Raw genomic sequence first — 24,739 nt, forward strand, 5'->3', positions numbered from 1 at the left:
GCCTGGATCTCGGCGTTTCTCCCATAACATGATAAAGTGAGGGTTTTCTTACTTCACGCGATCCGAGGTGCCCAATGGAAAAGACCACAACGCAAGAGTTGCTGGCGCAAGCTGAAAAACTGTGCGCGCAACGCAATGTGCGCCTGACCCCACAGCGCCTTGAGGTGTTGCGTCTGATGAGCCTTCAGGAAGGCGCAATTAGCGCTTACGATCTGCTCGACCTGCTGCGTGAATCAGAACCGCAGGCCAAGCCGCCAACGGTCTATCGCGCACTCGATTTTCTGCTTGAACAAGGTTTTGTGCATAAGGTTGAATCCACCAACAGCTATGTGCTGTGTTACCTGTTCGATCAGCCAACTCATACTTCCGCGATGTTTATCTGCGACCGCTGTGGTGCGGTGAAAGAAGAGTGTGCGGAGGGCGTGGAAGACATTATGCATACGCTGGCGGCGAAGATGGGGTTTGCCCTGCGCCACAATGTGATTGAAGCACACGGATTATGCTCAGCCTGCGTGGAAGTGGAAGCCTGCCGTCACCCTGGCGAGTGTCAGCACGATCATTCGATTCAGGTTAAAAAGAAACCCCGTTAAGGAAGTGGGCGGCATGCTATGCCGCCCGAAGCAAACAGAGGGGCTTACATCCATGTACTCACGGGTATGAGGGTAGCTTACCAGCGATAGTCGTTGCGTTTTTCCCAGCTATCGACCTCTTTCTCCGCCTGGTCTTTCTCGTAACCATAACGTTCCTGAATCTTACCGACCAGTTGATCACGCTTACCTTCAATGACTGTCATATCGTCATCAGTCAGTTTGCCCCACTGCTCTTTCACTTTACCTTTAAATTGTTTCCAGTTACCGCCGGCTTCGTCTTTATTCATCATAAAGTCCTCTTTATTAGGCTGTGAATAGTGAGAGTAAACCGCCCAACTGCGTTCGTTTTCTGCTGGACGTGAGATTAAGTGTAGTCAGAGATTCTGGGTTCAATTCACTATTCAGAATCTTTAACCATCACGAAGCCGAAAACCAGGTCCCATTCCGCCAGTGGCGCCGCCAGATCCAGGCTAATGACAGTCCGCGCAGCGTCAGGAAAACCGCCAGCGCCAGCCACAAACCGTGATTCCCCAATACGGGGAGCGCCAGCAGGGTCAGCGCAAACCCGGCAGCCGCGACCGCCATACTGTTACGCATTTCAGCCGCCCGCGTTGCACCGATAAACATACCATCCAGCAGATAGCACCAGACGCCGACCAACGGCAAAATCACTTGCCAGAGCAGATAGCGATCGGCCAGTTGCTGGATTTGCGGAAGTGATGTCAGCAGCGCGACGATCTGTTCGCCCGCGAGCAGATAAACCACTGAGAACAGCAGTGCGACAATACCTGACTGACGGCACGCCGCGCGCCAGACCTCCAGCAACTGACTGCCATCGCGGGCGCCATAGGCCTGACCGGAATGCGCCTCCACGGCGTAGGCAAAGCCATCCAGCGCATAGGCCGTAAACGTCAGCAACGTCATCAACACGGCGTTAACGGCGATGATATCACTACCCAGTCTGGCCCCCAGCACGGTAATGGCACCAAAACAGAGTTGCAGCAGCAGCGAACGCAGCATGATGTCGCGATTAAGCGCCAGAAGGCGACGAAAGTTTCCGCGCCAGGCCTGCCTGAGCATGACGAGAGAGACGCCCCGCAAGTGCAAGACCTTACGCACCATCAACAAACCGATCAGCAACGTCGCATATTCCGCAATCACCGTCGCCAGTGCGGCCCCCTGCACGTTCATATGCAGCCCCATTACCAGCCAGAGGTCGAGCACAATGTTCAGGATATTGCCGACAATCAGCAGGATCACCGGCGCACGCGCGTATTGCACGCCCAGTAACCAACCGAGCAGAACCAGATTCGCCAGTGACGCCGGCGCGCTCAGCCAGCGAATGGCCAGGAATCGCCTCGCCTGTTCCAGCACCGCTTCGCTGCCGCCGACAATGTGTAGCGCCAGGTCGATAATCGGCGTGCGGAAGATAGCAATTAATGTCCCTGCGCCCAAAGCCAGGACCAGCGGTTGCACCAGAGCCCTCGCCAGCGCCTGAGGATTCTTCGCGCCGAATGCCTGCGCCGTCAGCCCGGTAGTGCTCATCCGTAAGAAGAGCAGTAGCATAAACAGAAAGCTGGTTGCGGTTGCGCCTACTGCCACACCGCCGAGATAGACGGGGCTGTCCAGGTGACCAATGACCGCCGTATCCACCAGTCCCAGCAGCGGAACGGTGATATTGGAGAAAATCATCGGTAAGGCGAGGCGCCAGAGTGCTTTGTCAGCAGAAGCAAAAAAAGGCATGGAGACGAGCCTGAGAAGAGGTCATAACGAGAGTGGTGAGAGTGCCGGATAACGACGTAAACGCCTTATCCGGCCTACAGGAGTACTACAGCCATTCACCATTACGGATGACGCCAACGGCCAGTCCTTCGATGGTAAAATTCTGTTCGCGAAGGTCAACCAGGATTGGTTTAAATTCGCTGTTTTCGGGCAGCAGTTCAACTTTATTGCCCTGTTTTTTCAGGCGCTTGACCGTCACTTCATCGTCGATACGCGCTACAACCACCTGACCGTTACGCACGTCCTGGGTTTTGTGTACCGCCAGCAGATCACCATCCATAATGCCGATGTCTTTCATCGACATTCCGCTGACGCGCAGCAGGAAATCGGCGTTCGGCTTAAACAAAGATGGATCCACCTGATAATGGCCTTCAATGTGCTGCTGCGCCAGCAGCGGCTCGCCCGCCGCAACGCGACCGATGAGCGGTAACCCTTCCTCTTCTTCCTGCAGCAGTCGAATGCCGCGAGAAGCACCGGAGACGATTTCAATCGCCCCTTTACGTGCCAGCGCCTTCAGGTGTTCTTCAGCCGCGTTTGGGGAACGGAACCCCAAACGCTGTGCGATCTCCGCACGCGTCGGTGGCATACCTGTCTGGCTGATGTGATCCCGAATGAGATCAAACACCTCTTGTTGCCTGGCCGTTAACGCTTTCATTCCGCCCCCTGGGTGTATATACAGTTATGCTGTGAGTATATACAGCTAAAGGTGATTTTGGAACCACAAACTACACATTCGACAGCAGATTTAGCCGGTTATGGAATCAGGGTCGAAAAACGTTAGCGAAAATGTGGCCACAACAGGAGTCCCCAGGTGATCAGCGCCACAATGATAGAAAGCAGCACCGCCGCCGACCCCATATCTTTTGCGCGACCAGAAAGTTCGTGATAATCAGAGCCGATACGGTCCACTACCGCCTCGATGGCGCTGTTCAGGATTTCAACAATCATGACCAGCATGACAGAGCCTATCAGCAGAACGCGCGTAATGGCATCCACGTCCAGCCAGCAGGCGATAGCCACGGCCAGCAGCGCCGCCACGCTTTCCTGACGGAACGCGGCCTCGTTAATCCACGCGGCGCGAAAACCTTTCCAGGAATAGCCTGCAGCTTTGATAATTCGGGTGAATCCAGTGGTATTATTAGCCATTAAAAGAACCTTTTTGCATTATTGGCGTCAATGACATTGTCTTGTTAACTCATGTAATTCGAGTTAGGGCAACGCGGCGCGAAGTATGACGGGATAGACCAGAAATTCACATGACTTTCTGATATCCTTGCAACGCAATTGCATTATTAACCAGAGGCTTTACATCGTTTATGTCCGGCTGGCCACGAATTTACTACAAAATCCTGAATTTACCATTAAGTGTACTGGTAAAAAGCAAGTCTATTCCGGCAGATCCTGCCCCGGAATTGGGACTCGACACCTCTCGCCCAATTATGTACGTTTTGCCGTACAACTCCAAAGCGGACTTGCTGACGCTGCGCGCGCAATGTCTGGCGCACGATCTCCCCGACCCGTTAGAACCGCTGGAGATCGATGGCACACAGTTGCCACGCTATGTGTTCATTCACGGCGGACCGCGTGTCTTCACCTATTACACGCCGAAAGAAGAGTCCATCAAGCTGTTCCATAACTATCTCGACCTGCATCGCAGCAATCCGGATCTGGATGTGCAAATGGTGCCGGTGTCGGTGATGTTTGGACGTTCTCCGGGTCGTGAAAAGGGCGAGGTTAACCCGCCGCTGCGCATGCTTAATGGCATTCAGAAATTCTTTGCCGTCTCCTGGCTTGGCCGCGACAGCTTTGTCCGCTTCTCGCCTTCCGTCTCTCTGCGCCGAATGGCCGATGAGCACGGCACGGATAAAACCATTGCGCAGAAACTGGCGCGTGTGGCGCGTATGCACTTCGCCCGTCAGCGCCTGGCCGCTGTGGGGCCACGTTTGCCTGCGCGTCAGGATCTCTTCAACAAGCTGCTGGCGTCCAAAGCGATTGCCCGCGCGGTAGAAGACGAAGCGCGCAGCAAGAAAATCTCCCATGAAAAGGCGCAGCAAAACGCCATTGCGCTGATGGAAGAGATCGCCGCCAACTTCTCTTACGAGATGATTCGCCTGACTGACCGTATTCTGGGATTCACCTGGAACCGGCTGTATCAGGGGATTAACGTTCACAACGCAGAACGCGTTCGCCAACTGGCGCACGACGGGCACGAAATTGTTTATGTTCCCTGCCACCGCAGCCACATGGATTACCTGCTGCTCTCCTACGTGCTCTATCACCAGGGGCTGGTGCCGCCGCACATCGCTGCGGGTATCAACCTGAACTTCTGGCCGGCGGGCCCGATCTTCCGCCGCCTGGGCGCGTTCTTTATTCGTCGTACCTTTAAAGGCAACAAACTCTATTCCACGGTTTTCCGTGAGTATCTGGGCGAACTGTTCAGCCGCGGCTACTCGGTTGAATACTTTGTCGAAGGCGGTCGTTCCCGTACCGGTCGTCTGCTGGATCCAAAAACCGGCACGCTGTCGATGACCATCCAGGCGATGCTGCGCGGCGGCACCCGTCCGATCACCCTGGTGCCGATTTACATCGGTTACGAGCACGTGATGGAAGTGGGAACCTATGCCAAAGAGCTGCGCGGCGCGACCAAAGAGAAAGAGAGCCTGCCGCAGATGCTGCGTGGCCTGAGCAAGCTGCGTAATCTCGGTCAGGGCTACGTCAACTTTGGCGAGCCAATGCCATTGATGACCTACCTGAATCACCACGTGCCGGAGTGGCGCGAGTCTATCGATCCGATCGAAGCCGTGCGTCCAGCCTGGCTGACGCCGACGGTAAACGGGATTGCGGCGGAGCTGATGGTGCGTATTAACAATGCGGGTGCGGCGAACGCCATGAACCTGTGCTGCACCGCGCTATTAGCGTCTCGCCAGCGTTCGCTGACCCGCGAACAATTGACCGAGCAGCTCAACTGTTACCTGGATCTGATGCGCAACGTGCCGTATTCCTCTGATTCGACCGTGCCGTCTGTCAACGCCAGCGATCTTATCGATCACGCGTTGCAGATGAACAAATTCGAAGTCGAGAAGGATACCATTGGCGATATCATCATTCTGCCGCGCGAGCAGGCGGTGCTGATGACCTACTATCGCAATAACATCGCGCATATGCTGGTGCTACCGTCACTGATGGCGGCGATCGTCACCCAGCATCGTCATATTTCCCGCGAAGCGTTGCTGCAACACGTTGACGTGCTCTACCCGATGCTGAAAGCCGAGCTGTTCCTGCGCTGGGAGCGCGATGAGCTGGCAGACGTGATTGACGCGCTGACGGCTGAAATGCAGCGTCAGGGGCTGATTACCGTTCAGGATGATGAACTGCATATCAATCCGGCTCATTCCCGTACGCTGCAACTGCTGGCCGCGGGTGCGCGCGAAACGCTGCAGCGTTATGCCATCACCTTCTGGCTGCTGAGCGCTAACCCGTCGATCAACCGCGGGACGCTGGAGAAAGAAAGCCGCACCGTGGCGCAGCGTCTGTCCGTGCTGCACGGTATTAACGCGCCGGAATTCTTCGACAAGGCGGTGTTCAGCTCACTGGTGCTGACCCTGCGTGACGAGGGTTACATCAGCGATACCGGCGATGCGGAGCCGGGCGAAACGATGAAGGTGTATCAGATGTTGGCGGAACTCATCACGTCGGATGTACGCCTCACCATCGAGAGCGCGACGCAGAGCGAGTAAAGAAAAAGCCGGTCAAGATGACCGGCTTTTTTATGTTAGATTGCCGGATGGCGGCGTTCCGCCTGATCCGGCCTACATCGGCTTACGGTTTGGTAGGCCCGATAAGCGCAGCGCCAGCGGGCAAGATGCTTTATAAGTGCCAGTAGCTCATTGCCAGACCGATAAACAACACCAGCCCGACGTAGTTATTGTTCATGAATGCTTTAAAGCAGGCCTCGCGTTCGCGGTTGGCAATCAGTTTCTGTTGATAAACAAACAGCGCGCCCGCGACCAGCACAGACCAGTAATAACCCAGCCCCAGACCGTTCAGCCAGCCAATCAGCGCCATCAGCGCCAGCACCGCCACCTGCAAGATACCGATAATCAGCTTGTCATGTTCGCCAAACAGAATGGCCGTCGATTTAATGCCGATTTTCAGATCGTCATCGCGGTCAACCATCGCGTACTGCGTGTCGTAGGCCACCGCCCACAAGATATTGGCCAGGAACATCAGCCAGCAGCTCAAGGGTACCGACTCACTCACCGCCGCGAAGGCCATCGGGATCGACCAGCCAAACGCCGCCCCCAGCACCACCTGCGGCAGGTGGGTGTAGCGCTTCATAAACGGATAGACCCACGCCAGCGCCAGTGCTGCAACCGACAGCAATATGGTCATGGTGTTGAGCGTTAATACCAACAGAAAAGCGAGCAGTACCAGCACCACAAACAGCGTCCGGGCCTCTTTTTCCGTCACCGCGCCGCTGGGCAGTGGGCGGTTCGCCGTGCGTTTTACGTGTCCGTCAAATTTTCGATCGGCATAGTCATTAACCACGCATCCGGCGGCACGCATCAGCCAGACCCCGGCGACAAACACCGCCAGGATCCACCCTTGAGGGACGCCAGGGGTCGCTACCCACAGAGCCCATAGCGTCGGCCAGAGCAGCAGTAAGGCGCCGATGGGCTTATCCGTACGCATCAAGCGGTGAAACGCCAGCAGCTTATTTTGCGTCAGACTCCACTCCATTTTATTTTCCTCTTAGTACAACGGCGATGCAGGTAAAAACAGTTCGGTCAGCATTAGCGGCTTACCGCTCAGTCGCAGGCGGGAACGACGTCCCCACAGCCCGGCATCACAACCAATCTCAATAAAATCTCGGGTCAACGTCGATGATGTAAACAGATAACGCCCCAGCGGGGTTTTGCCTAAGTGTTGTAAGGCCAGTTCGGGGCCGGACAGCGTGGATTCAGGCACCACGGTGCGTCCAGCCAGCCAGGGTTCATCATCGGCACAGAGCAGGATTTCACGCAGCCAGTAGCGGGATTCTTTTGGCAGTCGCGTCAGCTCTTCCACCACCTCATTTTGACCGACAAATCCCTCCCTGATCAGGGTCACAGTGACCCGTTTTCCCTGTTGTTCAAAACGTTTTGTCATGGAATCTTCCAGTAGCAGCCAGTCGAGCTGTTCTGGATCCAGGGCGGGAATCTCTTCAAAATAGCGCAGCGCACGCAGTTGCGTTAACGCGGGGTGTGACATGCCTGACTCTCCGTTTCATAACTGAAAGGCATTGTATCGCAGAAAAGCGCTTACGGAAGATGGAAACATAATTAAGTGATCTGTTACGCAACAGAAACGTAACAAGTCGCAGGAAATGCTAAAAAAAAGGTGCGCCAGTTGACGCACCAGTTGTTGCAAATCAGCAATGTGGGGAGAAATTACCCCTTGCCTTTTACACTGCTGATAAAGGTGGAACGGGCAGAAGTTGATCCCAGACGTTCAGCTTCATCAAGCAGTTTCAGCGCTTTATCAACGTCACCTTTCGCGACGGCGTCTTTAATCGCTTTGTTAAAGTAGCTTTCGGTGTCGTTCAACATCGGCTCGCTTTTCTTCGCGGGCGCAGGTGCAACCACCGGCGCGGCAGCAGGTGCAGCATAGGTCGGCGCAGGAGCGGCGGTATTGCCCACCGTCACCGGACCCGGGCCGGAAGAACCAAACAATGGCCCCACCAGCACGCTGGAACTGCTGCTGGTTTTCACTTTCAGCTTCAGCAGACCGTCGGTGGTATGGCGGGCGATCGGATCCGGAATATCCGGCACCGAGTTACCCACGCCTTTGGCGTAGGCTTTCGCTGGATCGAGCAGTTTGGTGGTCTGCTGAAGATCTTTCTCGGTCGTAAAGACCAGAACATAAAGCTTCTGCTGGCCCAGCGCTGGCGTCAGGCGCATCACCCCTTCCAGACGATCCGCGCTCATCACGCCCGGTTCCTGGTAGGTGAAATAGCTGCTGGGGAAGAACGCAGAAGGCGTCATGTTCTGATCGAGAATCAGGACGTTGGGCGCGAAGACACTGGTTTGTTTGTTCACTTCGCTGGTGAGCGTTATGTTTAGCTCCCCGATGTTCGCCGGTACGCTGTAAGCGGCAACCGGACCGGAGATGCCCGCGACATCAAGACGCTGACCGCCGGTCGAAAGCTGTGTGGTTTGCGTGTTGGACTGGTCAACCGGCGTCCAGGTTAACTGCTGGAGTGCCGCCGTCGGAATCGTCGGTGCGGCGCTGGTATTCTGTGGAACGTAATTCACGTCAGCCAGGCTGATGCCCGGCGCACTGGCAACTAACCCTGCGGATAAACAAAGGGCGACGAGACTTTTCTTCATTTTCATTGTTATCACCTCAGAAAGCGTGGGTTCAGCGGTGGCCAGGCAATAGCGCGCTAAACCGCGAGAAACAGAGGGGCTTACGCCCCTCGCTACGTCAGGTTAGTGCCGGATTACCACCAGATTTCCATCTGAGCACCGAAGGACCACTCATCGTTGTCGCCACGGCTGTAGGTGCGCGCGCTGGTATCGCTGTAGGCAATGCCGTTGTCGTAACCCCATTTCTCATCCCACTTCGCGTAGGTCGCGAAGACACGGATAGCCGGGCGGGACCAGATGCTGTCGCCAGCCTGCCACTGTTGCGCCAGGGTAATTTTGTACTGGTTGTTGGTGTCGTCGGTACGCTGAGACTTCACGTTGTCGTAGCCGATTTCCATCAGGGTGCTCATGATCGGTGTCCATTTGAACATCGGACGCACACCGACGGTGTACCAGGTTGAACCGTTGTTATCGTCACGGTCGATATCCTGATACATACCGACGTACATCAGGTCCCAACGGTCGCCCAGAGAGATAGCACCGTGGTCGAGGATACGCACCAGACTACCGTTGTTGTTGATTTCGTTGTTAACGACGCCAATTTCCGTATCTGGGTTGTAGTTGTTACCCGTGAAGGAGCCCTGCGGGATCCCTTTACCCTGAGTCGTCATTGCGTCGGTAGCGTACTGAACGACAAACTTGTTGTAGCCTTTCAGCATGCTTTGCGTATGTTCAGCGGTGAACATCCAGCCGTCTTTAGTGGCACCGTCGGCATAGCTGTAGCCGTCAGTTTTGTTCGCACGACCGTAGTCAACACCCAGTTCCAGCACGCCGTCCGGGTTCGTTTCCAGACCGGCTAAACGCACGTCGAAAACGTCGTTCGCCGTGTCTTTGTAACGGTCATAGATATCATTGCTGCTGAAGATGTAAGAGCCGCCGGCTTCCTGAGAACGGGTGGCGGCCAGAGACAGTTTACCGAAGCCCAGATCGATATTTTCGATACCGGCGCCAGGACCTGAAATATCCCAGTAGTAGAAGTCGATCATGTGAACGTCATGACGCTGATAGAAGCGCTTACCTGCCCAGATGGTGGAGCCAGGCAGCCAGTCGATCAGGTTTTTACCCTGTACGTTCGCTTCACGGAATGCCGGGTCGGTGGCTTCCCAGTCATTCTGCTGTGCCACGGAGTAGGCAACGTTGGTGTCAAAATAGAAGCTCTTATCGCCCTCTTTCCAGACTTCCTGGCCCAGTTTAAGTTCCGCGTACGTTTCACATTCGTTGCCAAGACGGTATTTACTTTGAGCACCGGTTGCCTGGAAACATTGTTGTTCGCCGCCACTACCCGTCCAGCCGATACCGGAACGAGCATAACCATGGAAATCCACTGCCATTGCCTGAACAGACATAATGCCTGCTGCGACGGCAACCGCCAGGGGGAGTTTGCGCAGAGTAATCATCATTCTATCTCCTGAGATCATTGCTTTTCTTTGCACGCTTCACCGTAGGGTTTTGCGCTTTTTTTTAATGGGACACCTTAAACGCCTGGCTCTTTATGCAGCCGACGACATGCGGTGCCATCTTCACGGAACAGATGACAACGCTCTGGCGGCAGGCCAATAGCGAATGTGGCGCCCTCTTCTACCAACACCACGTCGTTCTGGCGGTACACCAGGTTTTGACGAATGGCGGGGATCTGAATATGAATCTGTGTTTCGTGACCAAGCTGTTCGACGACCTGAACCTCGCCTTCCAGCGTGACATCGGCGATATCACTGGGCAGCAGATGTTCCGGACGAATACCTAGCGACATATTTACGCCGACCTGCACATCACGGCTGTCGACCGGTAGCCAGACGTGCTGACGGTTCGGCAGTTCCACTTGCACCTGGTCGATGGCGGTTGCGGTGACTTTCACCGGCAGGAAGTTCATCTTCGGTGAACCAATAAAACCCGCGACGAAGCGGTCTGCCGGGTAGTGATACAGTTCCAGCGGCTTGCCAATCTGCGCGACGCGACCGGCATCCAGCACCACGATTTTGTCGGCCAGCGTCATCGCTTCGACCTGATCGTGGGTGACGTAGATCATCGTGCGACCCAGGCGTTTATGCAGACGGGAGATTTCGATACGCATCTGCACGCGCAGCGCGGCATCAAGGTTGGAGAGGGGTTCATCGAGCAGGAACACACGCGGTTCCGCCACCAGCGTACGGCCAATCGCCACGCGCTGGCGCTGTCCCCCTGAAAGGGCTTTCGGTTTACGCTCCAGCAGATGCGCCAGTTGCAGCACTTCGGCAACCTGGTTAACACGCTGATTCATTACCTCTTTTTTCGCGCCCGCCAGTTTCAGGCCAAACGACATATTTTCGGCAACGGATAAATGGGGGTAGAGCGCGTAGGACTGGAAGACCATCCCGACGCCACGTTCCGCAGGGGGGATATCGTTCATGCGGGTTTCCCCAATATAGAGATCTCCGCTGGTAATCGTTTCAAGTCCGGCAATCATACGGAGCAGGGTCGATTTGCCGCAGCCTGACGGTCCAACAAACACCACGAATTCCCCTTCGTGAATGTCGAGATTGATATCTTTCGATACCACCACATCACCCCAGGCTTTCGTTACATTTCGCAGCTGTACGCTCGCCATGCCTTCTCCCTTCGTTACAACCTGTCATTGACAGCAACATTCATGATGGCCCGACTATGCGGGATTCACTGCGAGCGTGAATCCTCCACCCCCCAGCTTTTTTATGGGGGAGGAGTCGGGAGGATGAGGGAAGGAAGTCTGAGACCCTGGCCGGGGGACATCGCGTAATTTCGTGATGTCCCCCGCAAAAATGAGTCTGTTTTTATGTGCGCCAGTACGCATTACTCACATTTCTGCAACACAGATCACATAAAGAGCGGGTGGGGCGTAGGGGTAAGGAGGATGGAAAGAGGATGTCAAATAAGGAGACTGAGTCACGTTGAACCACTGAAGTCTTACCACGAGCACATCACCAAAAGGATGGCAGATATGAAGATCAAGACTGGCGCACGCGTTTTCGCATTGTCCGCCCTCGCAGCAATGATGATTTCCGCACCGGCTCTGGCCAAAATTGAAGAAGGTAAACTGGTTATCTGGATTAACGGCGACAAAGGCTATAACGGCCTGGCCGAAGTGGGTAAAAAATTCGAGAAAGACACCGGTATCAAAGTGACCATCGAGCACCCGGACAAGCTGGAAGAGAAATTCCCGCAGGTCGCGGCAACCGGTGACGGTCCGGACATCATTTTCTGGGCGCACGATCGTTTTGGCGGTTACGCACAGTCTGGCCTGCTGGCTGAAATCACGCCGGATAAAGCGTTCCAGGACAAACTCTATCCGTTCACCTGGGATGCCGTGCGTTACAACGGCAAACTGATCGCCTATCCGATCGCGGTTGAAGCGCTGTCGCTGATTTACAACAAAGACCTGGTGGCAAACCCGCCGAAGACCTGGGAAGAAATTCCGGCACTGGATAAAGAGCTGAAGGCGAAAGGTAAGAGCGCGCTGATGTTCAACCTGCAAGAGCCGTACTTCACCTGGCCGCTGATTGCTGCCGACGGCGGTTACGCATTCAAGTTTGAAAACGGCACGTACGACGTGAAAGACGTGGGCGTCGACAGCGCAGGCGCGAAAGCGGGTCTGGGCTTCCTGGTTGACCTCATCAAGAACAAACACATGAACGCCGACACCGACTACTCCATCGCCGAAGCGGCCTTTAACAAAGGCGATACGGCGATGACCATCAACGGTCCGTGGGCATGGACGAACATCGATAAGAGCAAAGTGAACTACGGCGTCACCCTGCTGCCAACCTTCAAAGGCAAACCGTCTAAACCGTTCGTCGGCGTGCTGAGTGCCGGTATTAACGCCGCCAGCCCGAATAAAGAACTGGCAAAAGAGTTCCTGGAAAACTACCTGCTGACCGATCAAGGTCTGGAAGAAGTGAACAAGGACAAACCGCTGGGCGCCGTGGCGCTGAAATCCTATCAGGATCAGTTAGCGAAAGATCCACGTATCGCCGCCACTATGGATAACGCCCAGAAAGGCGAAATCATGCCGAACATCCCGCAGATGTCTGCGTTCTGGTACGCGGTTCGTACGGCGGTCATCAACGCCGCCAGCGGTCGTCAGACCGTTGACGCAGCACTGAAAGACGCGCAGGGCCGTATCACCAAGTAATGCTGTCGATGTGCCTGATGGCGCTGCGCTTATCAGGCCTACAAACGTCTGTAGGCCGGATAAGGCATTTATGTCGCCATCCGGCACATTCACGACAAGATTTCACCGTTGTAGAGGAAGATCCCCATGGATGTCATTAAAAAGAAACATTGGTGGCAAAGCGACACGCTGAAATGGTCAGTGATAGGTCTGCTGGGCCTGCTGGTGGGTTACCTTGTTGTTTTAATGTATGCACAGGGGGAGTACCTGTTCGCCATCATGACGCTGATTTTAAGCTCTGCTGGCCTGTACATTTTTGCCAACCGTAAGACCTACGCCTGGCGCTACGTTTACCCTGGCATGGCAGGTATGGGACTGTTTGTCCTGTTTCCGCTGATTTGCACCATCGCCATTGCCTTTACCAACTACAGCAGCACCAACCAGCTCACTTTCGAACGCGCCCAAGAGGTGCTGATGGACCGCTCTTATCAGGCGGGTAAATCCTTTAACTTCGGGCTGTATCCTGCCGGTGAAGAGTGGCAACTGGCCCTCACCGACGGCGAAACCGGAAAGAATTACCTCTCCGACGCTTTTAAATTTGGTGGCGAGCAAAAGCTGGCGCTGAAAGAGACAGACGCCCTGCCGACCGGTGAACGCGCAACGCTGCGCATCATCACCCAGAATCGCCAGGCGCTGAATCAGATTACCGCCGTGATGCCCGATGGCAGCAAAGTGATCATGAGCTCGCTGCGCCAGTTCTCCGGTACGCAGCCGCTGTACACCCTCGCTGATGACGGCATGTTAACCAACAACCAGAGCGGCGTGAAATACCGTCCCAATAACGGCATCGGCTATTACCAGTCCATCAATGCGGACGGCAACTGGGGTGATGAGAAGCTGAGTCCAGGCTACACCGTGACCATCGGCTGGGATAACTTTACCCGCGTCTTTACGGACGAAGGGATCCAGAAGCCATTCTTCGCCATCTTCGTGTGGACGGTGGTTTTCTCAGTGCTGACCGTGATTCTGACCGTCGCCGTGGGGATGGTACTGGCGTGTCTGGTGCAGTGGGAATCGCTGAAAGGTAAGGCCATTTACCGCGTCCTGCTGATCCTGCCGTACGCCGTGCCGTCGTTTATCTCAATTCTGATTTTCAAAGGGCTGTTCAACCAGAGCTTTGGTGAAATCAACATGATGCTGAGCGCGCTGTTTGGCATCAAACCGGCGTGGTTCAGCGATCCGACCACTGCCCGTTCGATGATTATTATCGTCAACACCTGGCTCGGTTATCCGTACATGATGATCCTGTGCATGGGCTTGCTGAAAGCGATTCCGGACGACCTGTACGAAGCCTCGGCAATGGATGGCGCAGGCCCGTTCCAGAACTTCTTTAAGATTACGATCCCGCTGCTGATCAAGCCGCTGACGCCGCTGATGATCGCCAGCTTCGCCTTTAACTTTAACAACTTCGTGCTGATTCAACTGTTAACCAACGGCGGTCCGGATCGCCTCGGAACGACCACGCCAGCCGGGTATACCGACCTGTTAGTGAGCTACACCTATCGCATCGCCTTTGAAGGCGGCGGCGGTCAGGACTTTGGTCTGGCGGCGGCAATCGCCACGCTGATCTTCCTGCTGGTCGGCGCCCTGGCGATTGTGAACCTGAAAGCCACACGCATGAAATTTGATTAATCAGCATCACCAGGCGTCATTGGCGCCGCCAGTCTGGATGCTGCCAGCATTCAGAATGGCAAGTGAAATAGCCTGGAGCGGTATTAAGGAGTGAAGAAAAATTATGGCTATGGTCCAACCGAAATCTCAAAAGTTGCGCCTCTTTATCACGCATCTGCTGCTGCTGATATTTATCGCGGCGATCATGTTCCCGCTGCTGATGGTTATCGCCATCTCGCTGCGTGAAGGTAACTTTGCGACCGGGAGCCTGATCCCGGAAAAAATCTCCTGGGAGCACTGGCGGCTGGCGCTGGGCTTTAGCGTTGAACACGCTGATGGCCGCGTCACGCCGCCCCCCTTCCCGGTACTGTTATGGCTGTGGAACTCGGTGAAAATCGCCGGGATCACCGCAATGGGTATCGTGGCGCTGTCCACTACCTGTGCCTACGCTTTTGCCCGTATGCGCTTCCCTGGCAAAGCCACGCTGCTCAAAGGAATGCTGATTTTCCAGATGTTCCCGGCGGTGCTGTCGCTGGTCGCGTTGTACGCGTTGTTCGATCGCCTCGGTCAGTACATTCCGTTTATCGGTCTGAACACCCACGGCGGGGTGATCTTCGCCTATCTCGGCGGTATCGCACTGCATGTGTGGACCATCAAAGGCTATTTCGAAACCATCGACGGCTCGCTGGAAGAAGCGGCCGCACTGGATGGAGCAACCCCGTGGCAGGCGTTCCGTCTGGTGTTGCTGCCGCTGTCGGTGCCCATTCTGGCGGTGGTCTTTATTCTGTCGTTCATTGCCGCCATCACCGAAGTACCGGTTGCCTCACTGTTGCTACGTGATGTGAACAGCTACACCCTGGCGGTCGGGATGCAGCAGTACCTCAACCCACAAAACTATCTGTGGGGCGATTTTGCCGCTGCCGCCGTGCTGTCCGCTATTCCAATCACTCTGGTCTTCCTGCTGGCGCAGCGCTGGCTGGTCAACGGCCTGACGGCGGGCGGAGTCAAAGGCTAAGTTTCATCGAAGTACCTGTAATGCCACTGCACCCTCAACTTGTTTTATCCAACTTGTGACTGTAATTCGGCGCTCCACGGAGCGCCCTTTTTTTACTCGCGCTTCAGGCGTTTCGAATTACACATCCAGAGGGTGATCACCAGCAGCAGGATCGCCGCCGAATAGATCAACACGTCCATTGGCGATTTGTGATCGACGATGATCAGCCGGACAATCGCGGTGATCCCGATATAGATGAAATAGCGCAGCGGAAAGTGAAAGCCTGACTGAAAGTACTTCACAATCAGCGCGATAAATTCGAAATAGAGAAAGTAGACAACCAGCCCTTCCACCAGCTCATACTTGCTGGCTTGTTCAGGCGCGAAAAGCACATCAGCCAGATGCAGTGTCTCTTTGCCGAGGAATACGACCAGGATCAGGCCCAGACTCAACAGCCCAAGGTTCAACACGGTCTGTAGGATCGTAGAGATAAACTCCACGCGCGGACGAGATAGTGACGTCATAACAGCACCTCTTTCTCAGTGGTGAGGTTCCTGTATAACGCAAAAATGTGACGGAGTTCTATATTTTTTGTTTATGTTTTGTGCAATCAGAAAAGGGTGTGACAATCCTTTCAACCCTAACATTCTGAAAGGAAGGCGAAATGCTTCGGTTTCAAATGGCAATACAAGACGATGCCAGCCTGTTGAGCACAATGGGATATACCAGCTATCGTCATCATTTTGCCCATCTGTGGAAAAACGATGACGAACTGGCGGCGTATCTTGAGCAGGAATATTCTCTGCCCGCCATCGCCAGAAGTCTCGCAGAAGCGGGCACCTTCTGGTTGATCGCTTTTACTGACGTCCCGATTGGTTTTGCGAAGTATTCGTTACATCAGGCCCTTGAGCCACAAGACCCGCCGGGGACATTGCTGCATAAGATCTACCTTCTGCCGGGCGAAACTGGCAAACAGTACGGTGAACAGCTTTTTGCCGAAGTGGTCCGTCAGGCCAAAGCGCAAGGGGAAACACGGATCTGGCTGGAGGTACTGGCGGATAACCCCCGGGCACGTCAGTTCTATGAACAGCAGGGAATGACCTTTGTGAAAGACACTTTTTTTTTCCACCACGTCGCAGACCACTACGCTTCACGTTATGAAAAAACCGCTCTGAGAGACCCAAAATGGCAACGACTCATCAGTCCACCCTCCGCAATGTCACCTGTGGTGAAAATGTAGTGATTTATGAACCCGCCAATCTCTACGACTGCCGGCTTGGCGACAACGTTTTTGTCGGCCCCTTTGTCGAAATTCAGGGAAATACGCAGATTGGCGCAGAGACAAAAATCCAGTCGCATAGCTTCATTTGCGAATATGTCACCATCGGTTCCCGCTGCTTTATCGGCCACGGCGTCATGTTCGCTAACGATATGTTTCGGGAAGGAAAACCCAATGCCGACCGCAGCAGTTGGGGACGAATTACTCTTGGTGACGATGTCTCCATTGGTAGCGGCGCGACAATACTGGCGGTCAGTATCTGCGATGGCGTAGTTATCGGTGCGGGTAGCGTGGTGACCAAATCAATCACCGAAAAAGGCGTATATGTGGGTAATCCAGCCAGATTATTACGCCGTCTTCCGGCTGGATAAAACCACGTTAACTCAGCGGAAATTCACACTTTTATCGCTGGTCATGTCATAGAGCTGGAATTTACGTCCGAGCTGCTGACCCCCATCACGCGTCAGCGGCGTCCAGCCGATGGCCGCACGACTGCGGGTCGGGCCGGAAGAGAAGAGATCCAGCGGAATCGACACGTAGACGCCTTTGGTGAAATCCCCTTCGCCATACTCATCCGGCGAGACGTTGGTAAGCGTGGCGTAACCACCCACCACCACGCCGCTGTCAAAGCGTTTAGAGATATCCAGCGTGCCGCCTTTATCCCCCGCCAGATACTGACCGACGCTTGCTTTCACCAGCACGTCCTGGGCGAATGACGGCGTCCAGTAGGCCGTCAAGTGTCCGGTCTTCACGCTGTAGTCGGTGAATTTCATCATGTCCTGCGCGCTGCGCCAGTCACGCTGTTTCACGTAGTTTGCATCCAGACCAAACGCCCAGTTGCTGTCGACCGGACGGTACAGCACTTCTGCCCCCGCCCCGCCATACATGGTTTCAAGATAACCCCCGTAGACCTGACCATAGAAACCGTTACCCAAGTACTGGAAATAGTTAGCTTGCAGGTTGTTCACATAAACGTCGTTCTGCACATATTCACGCACGCGGGTACGCACACGCGGCAGCTTCGAATCGTTCGGTGGATTGGTGTAGTTGAATTTATCGTAGTTATTGGCGAGATTGCCAAACAAGCTTCCGGTGGTCAGCAGGTGATCGGTCATCCACAGATCCGCCGTCGCCATCACACCCAACTGGTACATGTAGAAGTTTTCCGGTCCACCCACGGACTGGTTCAGCACCGGATCGAGGTGGAAGTCGAAGCGCGACTTGTCGATATACCAGCCCTGCTCAGTGCGTTCCGGCACTATCGGCTCAAGGCGCTGTTGCGCCAGCGGCGTTTCCTGTCCCAGCGGTTCGCCTTCCAGATGGCGTTTCAGGCTGCTGACGTCCGTTTCGGTAGTGACCTGCGGCAGGTTGAGACGGTTTTCCGTCACGCGGATCGTGCGGATCCCCTCTGGCAAATCGTTCATCACGATCCGATTCGCCCGTTCAATACCTTCACGCGAGTCGCGGTATTTCACCTGCTCGCCGGTCACGTACAGCGTATCGCCTTTCACCTGAATCTGCGGATCTGCCAGTCCGGCGTTGTATTTCAGCAGCGTCAACTGATTCGCCACCACTGAGTGTTGCAGGATCGCGTCCTGCGGTTGCGGCTGGTATTTCGGCCGCGCGTTATCGTTATACGATGGGCGTAAGTCGTTGAAATTAGTCCGCAGCGTTACCCCAAACATAAAGGTGTTACCACGTTCATAGCTGAGGTTAACGTCGGCCCAATCGGTGACGCGGTAAATGGCGCCGACGTTAAACTTGCTTTTCTGTTCCAGCTTGCCCGCAAAATCCTGCTGGTAGTTATTGCCCTCATATTCCAGCTTCAGTCGCAGGGGCTGCCACGGCGTCTGGTACTCAACGCCGCCAAACAACGATGCCGGGCCGTGGAACATCTGGCTGCCATCAATGGAGCCAGCTTGTTTATAGCGGTTATCGCGGTAGCAATATTTATCGCTGTACGAACAGAGCGGGTTACTGACGTTGCCGCTGGTTCCCAGATATCCCCAGCCGAGGCCGAGTGAGAAATCAAACGGTCCCCAGGCTTTGTTCGCCACGAGGTATTCCGCATCAAACAGGCCAGTCCCGCCGATATCTCGCGCACCGACCGACACCTGCGGCATCCAGTAGCTCTCTTCCCACAGGCGTAACTTCAGATCGAACGCTTTATCTTTGTAGGTTTGATCGCCGGAAAACGATTCGACGCTGCTGTACTTTTTGGTCCGCACATCGGTGTAGCGCAGCGTGGTTTCCAGCCAGGGGAAAAGCTGTACGGAGGCGGAGTAGTAACGGTACTGATCGTTATCACGATAGTTGAGGCTCAACTCCCCTTCACGCGCCATGCGCGCGGTTGGGGTCTGTAATAATCCCACGCCGCCAAAATCCGACTGAGAGGGTCCAATCGGCGCCGGATACGTTTCGGCATGGCAGGCTGCGCTGATGCCCAGCGCCAGTAAGCTGAGCAGATATGTTTTTTTCATTATTCAGGTATCCGCTGCGTCAGGGTATGAAGAATGTCGGCGTTCAGCGCTTCCGGTTCGCTGCTCCAGAGAGAATCATCCAGCCCGACAACAATGATGCTGCCAGGCATCGGTTCAACGTGACGCTTATTCCAGTACGCCACCGGCACCTTCTGCGTTCGGCCATCGGGATAAACAAGCCACGCATAGCTGCGATCCGCGCCGCTGAGCCGGTCTTGTCCATCGAGATAGCTGACGACGTCGCGTCCGGGCATAAACGGCTGCTTACCGGGACGGCTTATCAGGCCAAAGAGCGTGACGTCCGTCGGCTGCCCGCCGACCCACAGCGTGTAGTTGCCCTGCAACGGCGGATTGCCGCGTTCGCTGACCCGCACGATGTCCGGATCGAGATTCACCAGCTGTCGACCCGTCACCTTCAGCGCCTGAACTTGCTGGCGCAACGCGTTAATGGCGGCGGCATCGTCCCCGCTTGCGTTGGCGCTTAACGCCGCCAGACGCGCCAGCAGCGCCTGCTGTTGGCCCTGCGCTTTCACGGTCGCTTTCTCTTCAGCGATCACCGCGCCAGGCCACCAGCTGTTCGCCAGTCTGGGCTGTCCCACCAGATCGATAAGATGATCAGCGCCGGTAAGCGTTTTCGGCTCTGTGCTACCGGCGCTAAAGACCTTAACGGTCCCCGCAGCAAAAACAGATGACGCGCTCAGACTGAAGATCAGCGCTGCAAGAGTCCGTTTCATCATGATTTTGCCGCCTTAATCAGCGTGGTTTTCACCGGGAAAAAGTTCGCGCCCAGATACTGCTCCGACTGGCGAATTTGCCCTTCGTTATCGATCCAGTAACGGTTATGCCAGCGCGCTTGATCGGTCGTGACAGTTTCGTCCAGCACGCGAACCGGCGTCTCTTCGCTACCGACTTTTACCGTGTCGTTGCCATCCCATGTAAAGACGGAGCGCGCGGTGGCATAGCGCACCTGCTTGTATTCCGTCCAGCCCATCGTGCGGGTCCAGGTGGCACCGTCGACGATCTGATTCGGTTTACTCAGCGGGTCATCTGCGAGGTTATTCACATCGATAAGGTTGTCGCCGCCAAGCAACGTTTTCACCAGACGACCATGCTGGGTCACGAGAGTGGCCTGATCCTGCGTCACCCATTTCTGCTGCCCGTTCTCTGCGAAAGCGAGCACCACAAACAGCTGCGGCCCGCCGTTGAGCTGCATGTACTGGCTGGCGTAGGGCATGTTTTGGATATCATCGTCCGTTAGCTGGACGCCGGGCGTGCCAAACAGACTGTCCCACAGTGAGTTGCCCAGCTGCTTTGTGGTGGCTGAGCAGGCCTGTAACAGCAGGCAAAGTAATATGAGCGCAGGTCGCTTCACGACTCTTCTCCAGAGGGGCAAAATAACCACACCGAAGTGTGGTTAGAGTTAAACGTACCGGTGTTACTGGGTACTGGTGGTGGTTGTGGTGGTGGTCCCGGTATTGGAACCGTCACCGCCGCCGGTTGCCGCCAGAGCGACACCCACCGCCGAACTTACGGTGCTCACGCTGGATGCCGAGGAGCTACCCGCCGACACCGACGTTGCTGCCGAGCCTGCTGCTTCACCCACCTGAACGGGGGCTGCATAGACAGAACTCGCCGCAAGCGCAGATATGGCAAAAATGCCATACAGAACTTTTTTCATAACAATTTCCCTTCATTGAATGAATGGAGATTTGCCCAAAAGCGTTTCGGGCGGGATCGAGTATACACAACTAAAGCATGCGAATTACGGCAGGGGGAAATAGCGGAATGGTTTTAGGATAATTGGACTTTTGTTGAATTATTTACTTTAATTAAAATAACAATAAACATTAAAAACAATTAGTTATCATTAAAACCTGACATCTGAACGATCCGTATTATCCTAAAATAACACGGCGTTATTTTCCGGTTATTTATTATTTTAGGATTATGCTCAATATAGAACGGTGGAGAACAACACGGACAACCGGAATTATCTTATAAAAAAAGCCGATAATAATATCGGCTGATTTCATTATTAATTTGCCGGATAAGGCATTCGCCGCCATCCGGCACGCTGGCAGATTAACGCCAGGCTTTATAACGGTTAATCAATCCGTTAGTCGAGCTGTCGTGGCTTTCGATCGCCTTATCATCTTTCAGCTCCGGCAGAATACGGTTTGCCAGCTGTTTACCCAGCTCAACGCCCCACTGGTCGAAGGTAAAGATGTTCAGGATGATGCCCTGTGTAAAGATTTTGTGCTCATACAGGGCGATCAGCGCCCCCAGGCTGAACGGGGTGATTTCACGCAGCAGGATGGAGTTAGTCGGGCGGTTGCCCTCAAACACTTTGAACGGTACCACGTGTTCCAGCGTGGCCGGATCTTTACCCTGGTCACGGTATTCCTGCTCCACCACTTCGCGGGATTTCCCGAACGCCAGCGCTTCAGTCTGGGCGAAGAAGTTAGACAGCAGCTTCGGATGGTGATCGGACAGCGGGTTATGGGTAATCGCCGGGGCGATAAAGTCACAAGGCACCATTTTGGTTCCCTGATGAATCAACTGGTAGAACGCGTGCTGACCGTTGGTTCCCGGCTCACCCCAGATGATCGGACCCGTCTGGTAATCCACCGGGTTGCCGTTACGGTCAACATATTTCCCGTTGGACTCCATATTGCCCTGCTGGAAGTAGGCCGCGAAACGGTGCATATACTGGTCGTACGGCAGGATGGCTTCGGTTTCAGCACCGAAGAAATTGTTGTACCAGATGCCGATCAGCGCCAGCAGCACCGGCAGGTTGCTCTCCAGAGGCGTGGTCGAGAAGTGCTTATCCATCGCATGCGCGCCGGACAGCAGTTGCACAAAGTTGTCGTAGCCGACAGACAGGATGATCGACAGACCAATCGCTGACCACAGAGAATAACGACCGCCCACCCAGTCCCAGAACTCGAACATGTTGGCGGTATCAATACCGAACTCACCAACCGCTTTCGCATTGGTAGACAGTGCAGCGAAGTGTTTCGCAACGTGTTTTTCATCACCGGCGGTTTTCAGGAACCAGTCACGCGCGCTGTGGGCGTTGGTCATGGTTTCCTGCGTGGTGAAGGTCTTGGACGCCACGAGGAACAGGGTAGTTTCCGGATTCACTTTCTTCAGCACTTCGGCGATATGGGTACCGTCGACGTTAGAAACAAAGTGCATATTCAGGTGATTTTTGTATGGGCGCAGCGCTTCGGTCACCATGAACGGGCCGAGGTCGGAGCCGCCAATACCGATGTTGACCACGTCGGTGATCGCTTTACCGGTATAACCTTTCCACTGACCCGAAATAATGGCTTCGGAGAAAGATTTCATCTTCTCCAGCACCGCGTTGACTTCCGGCATCACATCTTTGCCGTCAACCATAATCGGGGTATTGCTACGGTTACGCAGCGCCACATGCAGCACGGCACGATCTTCCGTACGGTTGATTTTCTCGCCGGAGAACATGGATTTGATGGCGCCTGCCAGATCGGTCTCTTTCGCCAGATCCTGCAGTTTCGCCAGCGTCTCTTCGGTAATGCGGTTTTTGGAGTAATCCACCAGCATCAGATCGTCAAACGTTGCGGAGAATTTGCTGAAGCGATCGTTATCCTTCGCGAACAAATCCGCGAGGGTAACGTCCTTCATGTCGTCAAAGTGTTTTTGTAGTGCCTGCCAGGCAGAGGTCTGCGTTGGATTGATGTTTTTCATTAGCAATACTCTTCTGATTTGAGAATTGTGACTGAGATCGATTGTAACGCCAGTCACAGAAAAGTGTGATTGTTTTAGTGCCGTTGCCCTGGCTTCGGTCAAATACAGTGAAAAAACAGCGTTGTTATAAGTACGGTTACTCAGCCACTTGCCAGCATGAAAAATCCGCATAATCCCGGCGTTGACAGTGTCGTCTGCACATTTTATTTATAAATACGGTATTTGCGCCTGCACCGGTTTCTGTTCTGCCTTTGTGCCCAGGTCGCTTTCTCACTCCCTGACACGAGGTTGTTATGACAGAAATCGTTGTTTCCAAATTTGGCGGTACCAGCGTCGCTGATTTTGATGCCATGAACCGCAGCGCCGACGTGGTGCTTTCCGATGCAAACGTGCGCGTAGTGGTGCTCTCAGCTTCTGCTGGCATCACCAATCTGCTGGTGGCGCTGGCAGAAGGACTGGAACCACAGGCTCGCTTTGAGAAGCTCGACGCCATCCGCAAAATTCAGTTCGATATCCTGGAGCGTCTGCGTTATCCCAACGTCATTCGTGAAGAGATTGAACGCCTGCTGGAAAATATCACCACGCTGGCGGAAGCGGCCTCATTAGCCACCTCCCCGGCACTGACGGATGAACTGGTCAGCCACGGCGAACTGATGTCCACCCTGCTGTTTGTTGAGATCCTGCGTGAGCGTAACGTTCAGGCGCAGTGGTTTGATGTGCGTAAAGTGATGCGAACCAACGATCGCTTTGGCCGTGCCGAACCTGACGTAGCGGCGCTGGCGGAGCTGGCAACATTGCAACTGACCCCGCGTCTGAGCGAAGGGCTGGTGATCACGCAAGGGTTCATCGGCAGCGAAGGCAAAGGGCGTACCACCACACTCGGACGCGGCGGCAGCGACTACACAGCCGCCCTGTTGGCCGAAGCGCTGCATGCGGCGCGTGTCGATATCTGGACGGATGTTCCGGGCATCTATACCACCGATCCTCGCGTGGTGCCTGCCGCCCAGCGTATCGATGAAATCGCCTTTGAAGAGGCGGCGGAAATGGCCACCTTCGGCGCGAAAGTGCTGCATCCGGCCACCCTGCTGCCGGCGGTGCGCAGCGATATCCCGGTCTTCGTTGGATCCAGTAAAGATCCGAAAGCAGGCGGCACGCTGGTTTGTAACAAAACGCAGAATCCACCGCTGTTCCGTGCGCTGGCGCTGCGTCGTAAGCAGACGCTGCTGACCCTGCACAGCCTGAATATGCTGCACTCGCGCGGTTTCCTGGCTGAAGTGTTCGGCATTCTGGCGCGCCATAATATCTCCGTAGATTTGATCACCACCTCTGAAGTGAGCGTGGCGCTGACGCTGGACACCACCGGTTCCACCTCCACCGGCGATACGCTGCTGACGCAGTCGCTGCTAATGGAACTGTCGGCCTTGTGTCGGGTGGAAGTGGAAGAAGGTCTCGCGCTGGTCGCGTTGATTGGTAACGATCTGTCGAAAGCCTGCGGTGTCGGCAAAGAGGTGTTCGGCGTACTGGAACCGTTCAATATCCGCATGATTTGCTATGGCGCTTCCAGCCATAACCTCTGTTTCCTGGTGCCTGGCACCGAAGCAGAACAGGTGGTACAGAAACTGCACCATAATTTGTTTGAGTGAGACAGGCCTGAATGCCGGATGGCGATGAAACGCCTTATCCG

At 54.8% G+C, this 24,739-nt stretch carries 22 protein-coding genes and 1 pseudogene; 8 read left to right on the plus strand and 15 right to left on the minus strand.

Features of this window, described 5'->3' with window-relative positions:
• The first annotated feature begins 74 nt into the window (after nucleotides 1–74).
• A complete protein-coding gene (gene zur / locus OGW13_RS17085) occupies nucleotides 75–590 on the plus strand; it encodes a zinc uptake transcriptional repressor Zur (protein ID WP_042321076.1) in 516 nt (171 codons plus the stop codon).
• Between the two features lie 77 nt (nucleotides 591–667).
• Here the strand turns inward: zur and OGW13_RS17090 are convergent, their stop codons facing one another.
• From OGW13_RS17090 to OGW13_RS17105, 4 genes are all read right to left on the minus strand, one after another.
• A complete protein-coding gene (locus OGW13_RS17090) occupies nucleotides 668–877 on the minus strand; it encodes a CsbD family protein (protein WP_043001802.1) in 210 nt (69 codons plus the stop codon).
• A 130-nt stretch (nucleotides 878–1,007) separates the two neighbouring features.
• Nucleotides 1,008–2,333, minus strand: a complete 1,326-nt coding sequence (gene dinF, locus OGW13_RS17095) for an MATE family efflux transporter DinF (protein ID WP_287116313.1) — start codon at nucleotides 2,331–2,333, stop codon at nucleotides 1,008–1,010.
• A gap of 85 nt (nucleotides 2,334–2,418) precedes the next feature.
• Nucleotides 2,419–3,027 (minus strand): transcriptional repressor LexA, encoded by a 609-nt coding sequence (lexA, locus tag OGW13_RS17100; RefSeq protein ID WP_042321072.1) that lies wholly within the window; start codon nucleotides 3,025–3,027, stop codon nucleotides 2,419–2,421.
• A 122-nt stretch (nucleotides 3,028–3,149) separates the two neighbouring features.
• The gene (locus OGW13_RS17105; RefSeq protein ID WP_042999034.1) at nucleotides 3,150–3,518 is read right to left on the minus strand and encodes a diacylglycerol kinase; all 369 of its coding nucleotides are present in this window, start codon (nucleotides 3,516–3,518) and stop codon (nucleotides 3,150–3,152) included.
• Nucleotides 3,519–3,688: 170 nt separating this feature from the next.
• Here OGW13_RS17105 and plsB point away from each other — a divergent pair, with 170 nt between their 5' ends.
• Nucleotides 3,689–6,109, plus strand: a complete 2,421-nt coding sequence (gene plsB / locus OGW13_RS17110; protein ID WP_042999033.1) for a glycerol-3-phosphate 1-O-acyltransferase PlsB — start codon at nucleotides 3,689–3,691, stop codon at nucleotides 6,107–6,109.
• A gap of 130 nt (nucleotides 6,110–6,239) precedes the next feature.
• Here plsB and ubiA read toward each other — a convergent pair whose 3' ends face one another.
• From ubiA to malK, 5 genes are all read right to left on the minus strand, one after another.
• The gene (gene ubiA / locus OGW13_RS17115) at nucleotides 6,240–7,112 is read right to left on the minus strand and encodes a 4-hydroxybenzoate octaprenyltransferase (protein ID WP_044253361.1); all 873 of its coding nucleotides are present in this window, start codon (nucleotides 7,110–7,112) and stop codon (nucleotides 6,240–6,242) included.
• Between the two features lie 12 nt (nucleotides 7,113–7,124).
• Complete coding sequence (gene ubiC / locus OGW13_RS17120) at nucleotides 7,125–7,622, minus strand: chorismate lyase (protein WP_042999031.1); 498 nt, start codon at nucleotides 7,620–7,622, stop codon at nucleotides 7,125–7,127.
• 179 nt (nucleotides 7,623–7,801) lie between these two features.
• The gene (gene malM / locus OGW13_RS17125) at nucleotides 7,802–8,746 is read right to left on the minus strand and encodes a maltose operon protein MalM (protein ID WP_044253364.1); all 945 of its coding nucleotides are present in this window, start codon (nucleotides 8,744–8,746) and stop codon (nucleotides 7,802–7,804) included.
• 107 nt (nucleotides 8,747–8,853) lie between these two features.
• Nucleotides 8,854–10,179 (minus strand): maltoporin, encoded by a 1,326-nt coding sequence (locus OGW13_RS17130; RefSeq protein ID WP_042999029.1) that lies wholly within the window; start codon nucleotides 10,177–10,179, stop codon nucleotides 8,854–8,856.
• Nucleotides 10,180–10,253: 74 nt separating this feature from the next.
• Nucleotides 10,254–11,363, minus strand: a complete 1,110-nt coding sequence (malK, locus tag OGW13_RS17135; RefSeq protein ID WP_042321056.1) for a maltose/maltodextrin ABC transporter ATP-binding protein MalK — start codon at nucleotides 11,361–11,363, stop codon at nucleotides 10,254–10,256.
• A gap of 369 nt (nucleotides 11,364–11,732) precedes the next feature.
• Here malK and malE point away from each other — a divergent pair, with 369 nt between their 5' ends.
• From malE to malG, 3 genes are all read left to right on the plus strand, one after another.
• Entirely contained in the window at nucleotides 11,733–12,923 is a 1,191-nt protein-coding gene (malE, locus tag OGW13_RS17140; protein ID WP_042999028.1) for a maltose/maltodextrin ABC transporter substrate-binding protein MalE, read from the plus strand.
• A 126-nt stretch (nucleotides 12,924–13,049) separates the two neighbouring features.
• Complete coding sequence (gene malF / locus OGW13_RS17145; RefSeq protein WP_287116314.1) at nucleotides 13,050–14,594, plus strand: maltose ABC transporter permease MalF; 1,545 nt, start codon at nucleotides 13,050–13,052, stop codon at nucleotides 14,592–14,594.
• A gap of 103 nt (nucleotides 14,595–14,697) precedes the next feature.
• Entirely contained in the window at nucleotides 14,698–15,588 is an 891-nt protein-coding gene (gene malG, locus OGW13_RS17150; RefSeq protein WP_044253369.1) for a maltose ABC transporter permease MalG, read from the plus strand.
• Between the two features lie 92 nt (nucleotides 15,589–15,680).
• On the opposite strand, the gene psiE is transcribed toward malG, so the two are convergent.
• Nucleotides 15,681–16,091: a phosphate-starvation-inducible protein PsiE gene (gene psiE, locus OGW13_RS17155; RefSeq protein WP_042999025.1), complete on the minus strand. Its 411-nt coding sequence runs from the start codon at nucleotides 16,089–16,091 to the stop codon at nucleotides 15,681–15,683.
• 140 nt (nucleotides 16,092–16,231) lie between these two features.
• On the opposite strand from psiE, the pseudogene OGW13_RS17160 reads away from it, so the two are divergent.
• Together OGW13_RS17160 and OGW13_RS17165 are read left to right on the plus strand one after the other, a co-directional pair.
• Nucleotides 16,232–16,742 (plus strand): annotated as a pseudogene (locus tag OGW13_RS17160) (GNAT family N-acetyltransferase).
• 10 nt (nucleotides 16,743–16,752) lie between these two features.
• Nucleotides 16,753–17,217: an acyltransferase gene (locus tag OGW13_RS17165; RefSeq protein WP_287116315.1), complete on the plus strand. Its 465-nt coding sequence runs from the start codon at nucleotides 16,753–16,755 to the stop codon at nucleotides 17,215–17,217.
• A 12-nt stretch (nucleotides 17,218–17,229) separates the two neighbouring features.
• Here OGW13_RS17165 and OGW13_RS17170 read toward each other — a convergent pair whose 3' ends face one another.
• The 5 genes from OGW13_RS17170 to pgi form a co-directional block, all read right to left on the minus strand.
• On the minus strand, nucleotides 17,230–19,326 hold the full coding sequence (locus OGW13_RS17170) for a YjbH domain-containing protein (RefSeq protein WP_090050358.1): 2,097 nt from the start codon (nucleotides 19,324–19,326) through the stop codon (nucleotides 17,230–17,232).
• A complete protein-coding gene (locus OGW13_RS17175; protein ID WP_042999021.1) occupies nucleotides 19,326–20,063 on the minus strand; it encodes a capsule biosynthesis GfcC family protein in 738 nt (245 codons plus the stop codon). Before OGW13_RS17175 ends, OGW13_RS17170 begins: the two co-directional genes overlap by 1 nt.
• Nucleotides 20,060–20,698 (minus strand): YjbF family lipoprotein, encoded by a 639-nt coding sequence (locus tag OGW13_RS17180; protein WP_042999020.1) that lies wholly within the window; start codon nucleotides 20,696–20,698, stop codon nucleotides 20,060–20,062. The genes OGW13_RS17175 and OGW13_RS17180 overlap by 4 nt, the downstream gene beginning before the upstream one ends.
• Before the next feature lie 63 nt (nucleotides 20,699–20,761).
• Complete coding sequence (gene yjbE / locus OGW13_RS17185; protein ID WP_042321038.1) at nucleotides 20,762–21,004, minus strand: exopolysaccharide production protein YjbE; 243 nt, start codon at nucleotides 21,002–21,004, stop codon at nucleotides 20,762–20,764.
• Nucleotides 21,005–21,408: 404 nt separating this feature from the next.
• On the minus strand, nucleotides 21,409–23,055 hold the full coding sequence (gene pgi / locus OGW13_RS17190) for a glucose-6-phosphate isomerase (RefSeq protein WP_042999019.1): 1,647 nt from the start codon (nucleotides 23,053–23,055) through the stop codon (nucleotides 21,409–21,411).
• A 293-nt stretch (nucleotides 23,056–23,348) separates the two neighbouring features.
• On the opposite strand from pgi, the gene lysC reads away from it, so the two are divergent.
• The gene (lysC, locus tag OGW13_RS17195; RefSeq protein WP_042999018.1) at nucleotides 23,349–24,698 is read left to right on the plus strand and encodes a lysine-sensitive aspartokinase 3; all 1,350 of its coding nucleotides are present in this window, start codon (nucleotides 23,349–23,351) and stop codon (nucleotides 24,696–24,698) included.
• The last annotated feature ends 41 nt before the right edge of the window (nucleotides 24,699–24,739 follow it).

The organism is Citrobacter sp. Ca225 (assembly GCF_030337175.1).
GTDB lineage: Bacteria > Pseudomonadota > Gammaproteobacteria > Enterobacterales > Enterobacteriaceae > Citrobacter_A > Citrobacter_A amalonaticus.

Bases quoted from the DNA above. Each gene is read 5' to 3' on its own strand.
- dinF (WP_287116313.1), bottom strand. From the start codon at position 2,333: ATGCCTTTTTTTGCTTCTGCTGACAAAGCACTCTGGCGCCTCGCCTTA.
- zur (WP_042321076.1), top strand. From the start codon at position 75: ATGGAAAAGACCACAACGCAAGAGTTGCTGGCGCAAGCTGAAAAACTG.
- lysC (WP_042999018.1), top strand. From the start codon at position 23,349: ATGACAGAAATCGTTGTTTCCAAATTTGGCGGTACCAGCGTCGCTGAT.
- OGW13_RS17130 (WP_042999029.1), bottom strand. From the start codon at position 10,179: ATGATGATTACTCTGCGCAAACTCCCCCTGGCGGTTGCCGTCGCAGCA.
- pgi (WP_042999019.1), bottom strand. From the start codon at position 23,055: ATGAAAAACATCAATCCAACGCAGACCTCTGCCTGGCAGGCACTACAA.
- malF (WP_287116314.1), top strand. From the start codon at position 13,050: ATGGATGTCATTAAAAAGAAACATTGGTGGCAAAGCGACACGCTGAAA.
- malE (WP_042999028.1), top strand. From the start codon at position 11,733: ATGAAGATCAAGACTGGCGCACGCGTTTTCGCATTGTCCGCCCTCGCA.
- lexA (WP_042321072.1), bottom strand. From the start codon at position 3,027: ATGAAAGCGTTAACGGCCAGGCAACAAGAGGTGTTTGATCTCATTCGG.
- psiE (WP_042999025.1), bottom strand. From the start codon at position 16,091: ATGACGTCACTATCTCGTCCGCGCGTGGAGTTTATCTCTACGATCCTA.
- malK (WP_042321056.1), bottom strand. From the start codon at position 11,363: ATGGCGAGCGTACAGCTGCGAAATGTAACGAAAGCCTGGGGTGATGTG.
- plsB (WP_042999033.1), top strand. From the start codon at position 3,689: ATGTCCGGCTGGCCACGAATTTACTACAAAATCCTGAATTTACCATTA.
- malG (WP_044253369.1), top strand. From the start codon at position 14,698: ATGGCTATGGTCCAACCGAAATCTCAAAAGTTGCGCCTCTTTATCACG.
- OGW13_RS17175 (WP_042999021.1), bottom strand. From the start codon at position 20,063: ATGATGAAACGGACTCTTGCAGCGCTGATCTTCAGTCTGAGCGCGTCA.
- OGW13_RS17170 (WP_090050358.1), bottom strand. From the start codon at position 19,326: ATGAAAAAAACATATCTGCTCAGCTTACTGGCGCTGGGCATCAGCGCA.
- yjbE (WP_042321038.1), bottom strand. From the start codon at position 21,004: ATGAAAAAAGTTCTGTATGGCATTTTTGCCATATCTGCGCTTGCGGCG.
- OGW13_RS17165 (WP_287116315.1), top strand. From the start codon at position 16,753: ATGGCAACGACTCATCAGTCCACCCTCCGCAATGTCACCTGTGGTGAA.
- ubiA (WP_044253361.1), bottom strand. From the start codon at position 7,112: ATGGAGTGGAGTCTGACGCAAAATAAGCTGCTGGCGTTTCACCGCTTG.
- malM (WP_044253364.1), bottom strand. From the start codon at position 8,746: ATGAAAATGAAGAAAAGTCTCGTCGCCCTTTGTTTATCCGCAGGGTTA.
- ubiC (WP_042999031.1), bottom strand. From the start codon at position 7,622: ATGTCACACCCCGCGTTAACGCAACTGCGTGCGCTGCGCTATTTTGAA.
- OGW13_RS17105 (WP_042999034.1), bottom strand. From the start codon at position 3,518: ATGGCTAATAATACCACTGGATTCACCCGAATTATCAAAGCTGCAGGC.
- OGW13_RS17090 (WP_043001802.1), bottom strand. From the start codon at position 877: ATGAATAAAGACGAAGCCGGCGGTAACTGGAAACAATTTAAAGGTAAA.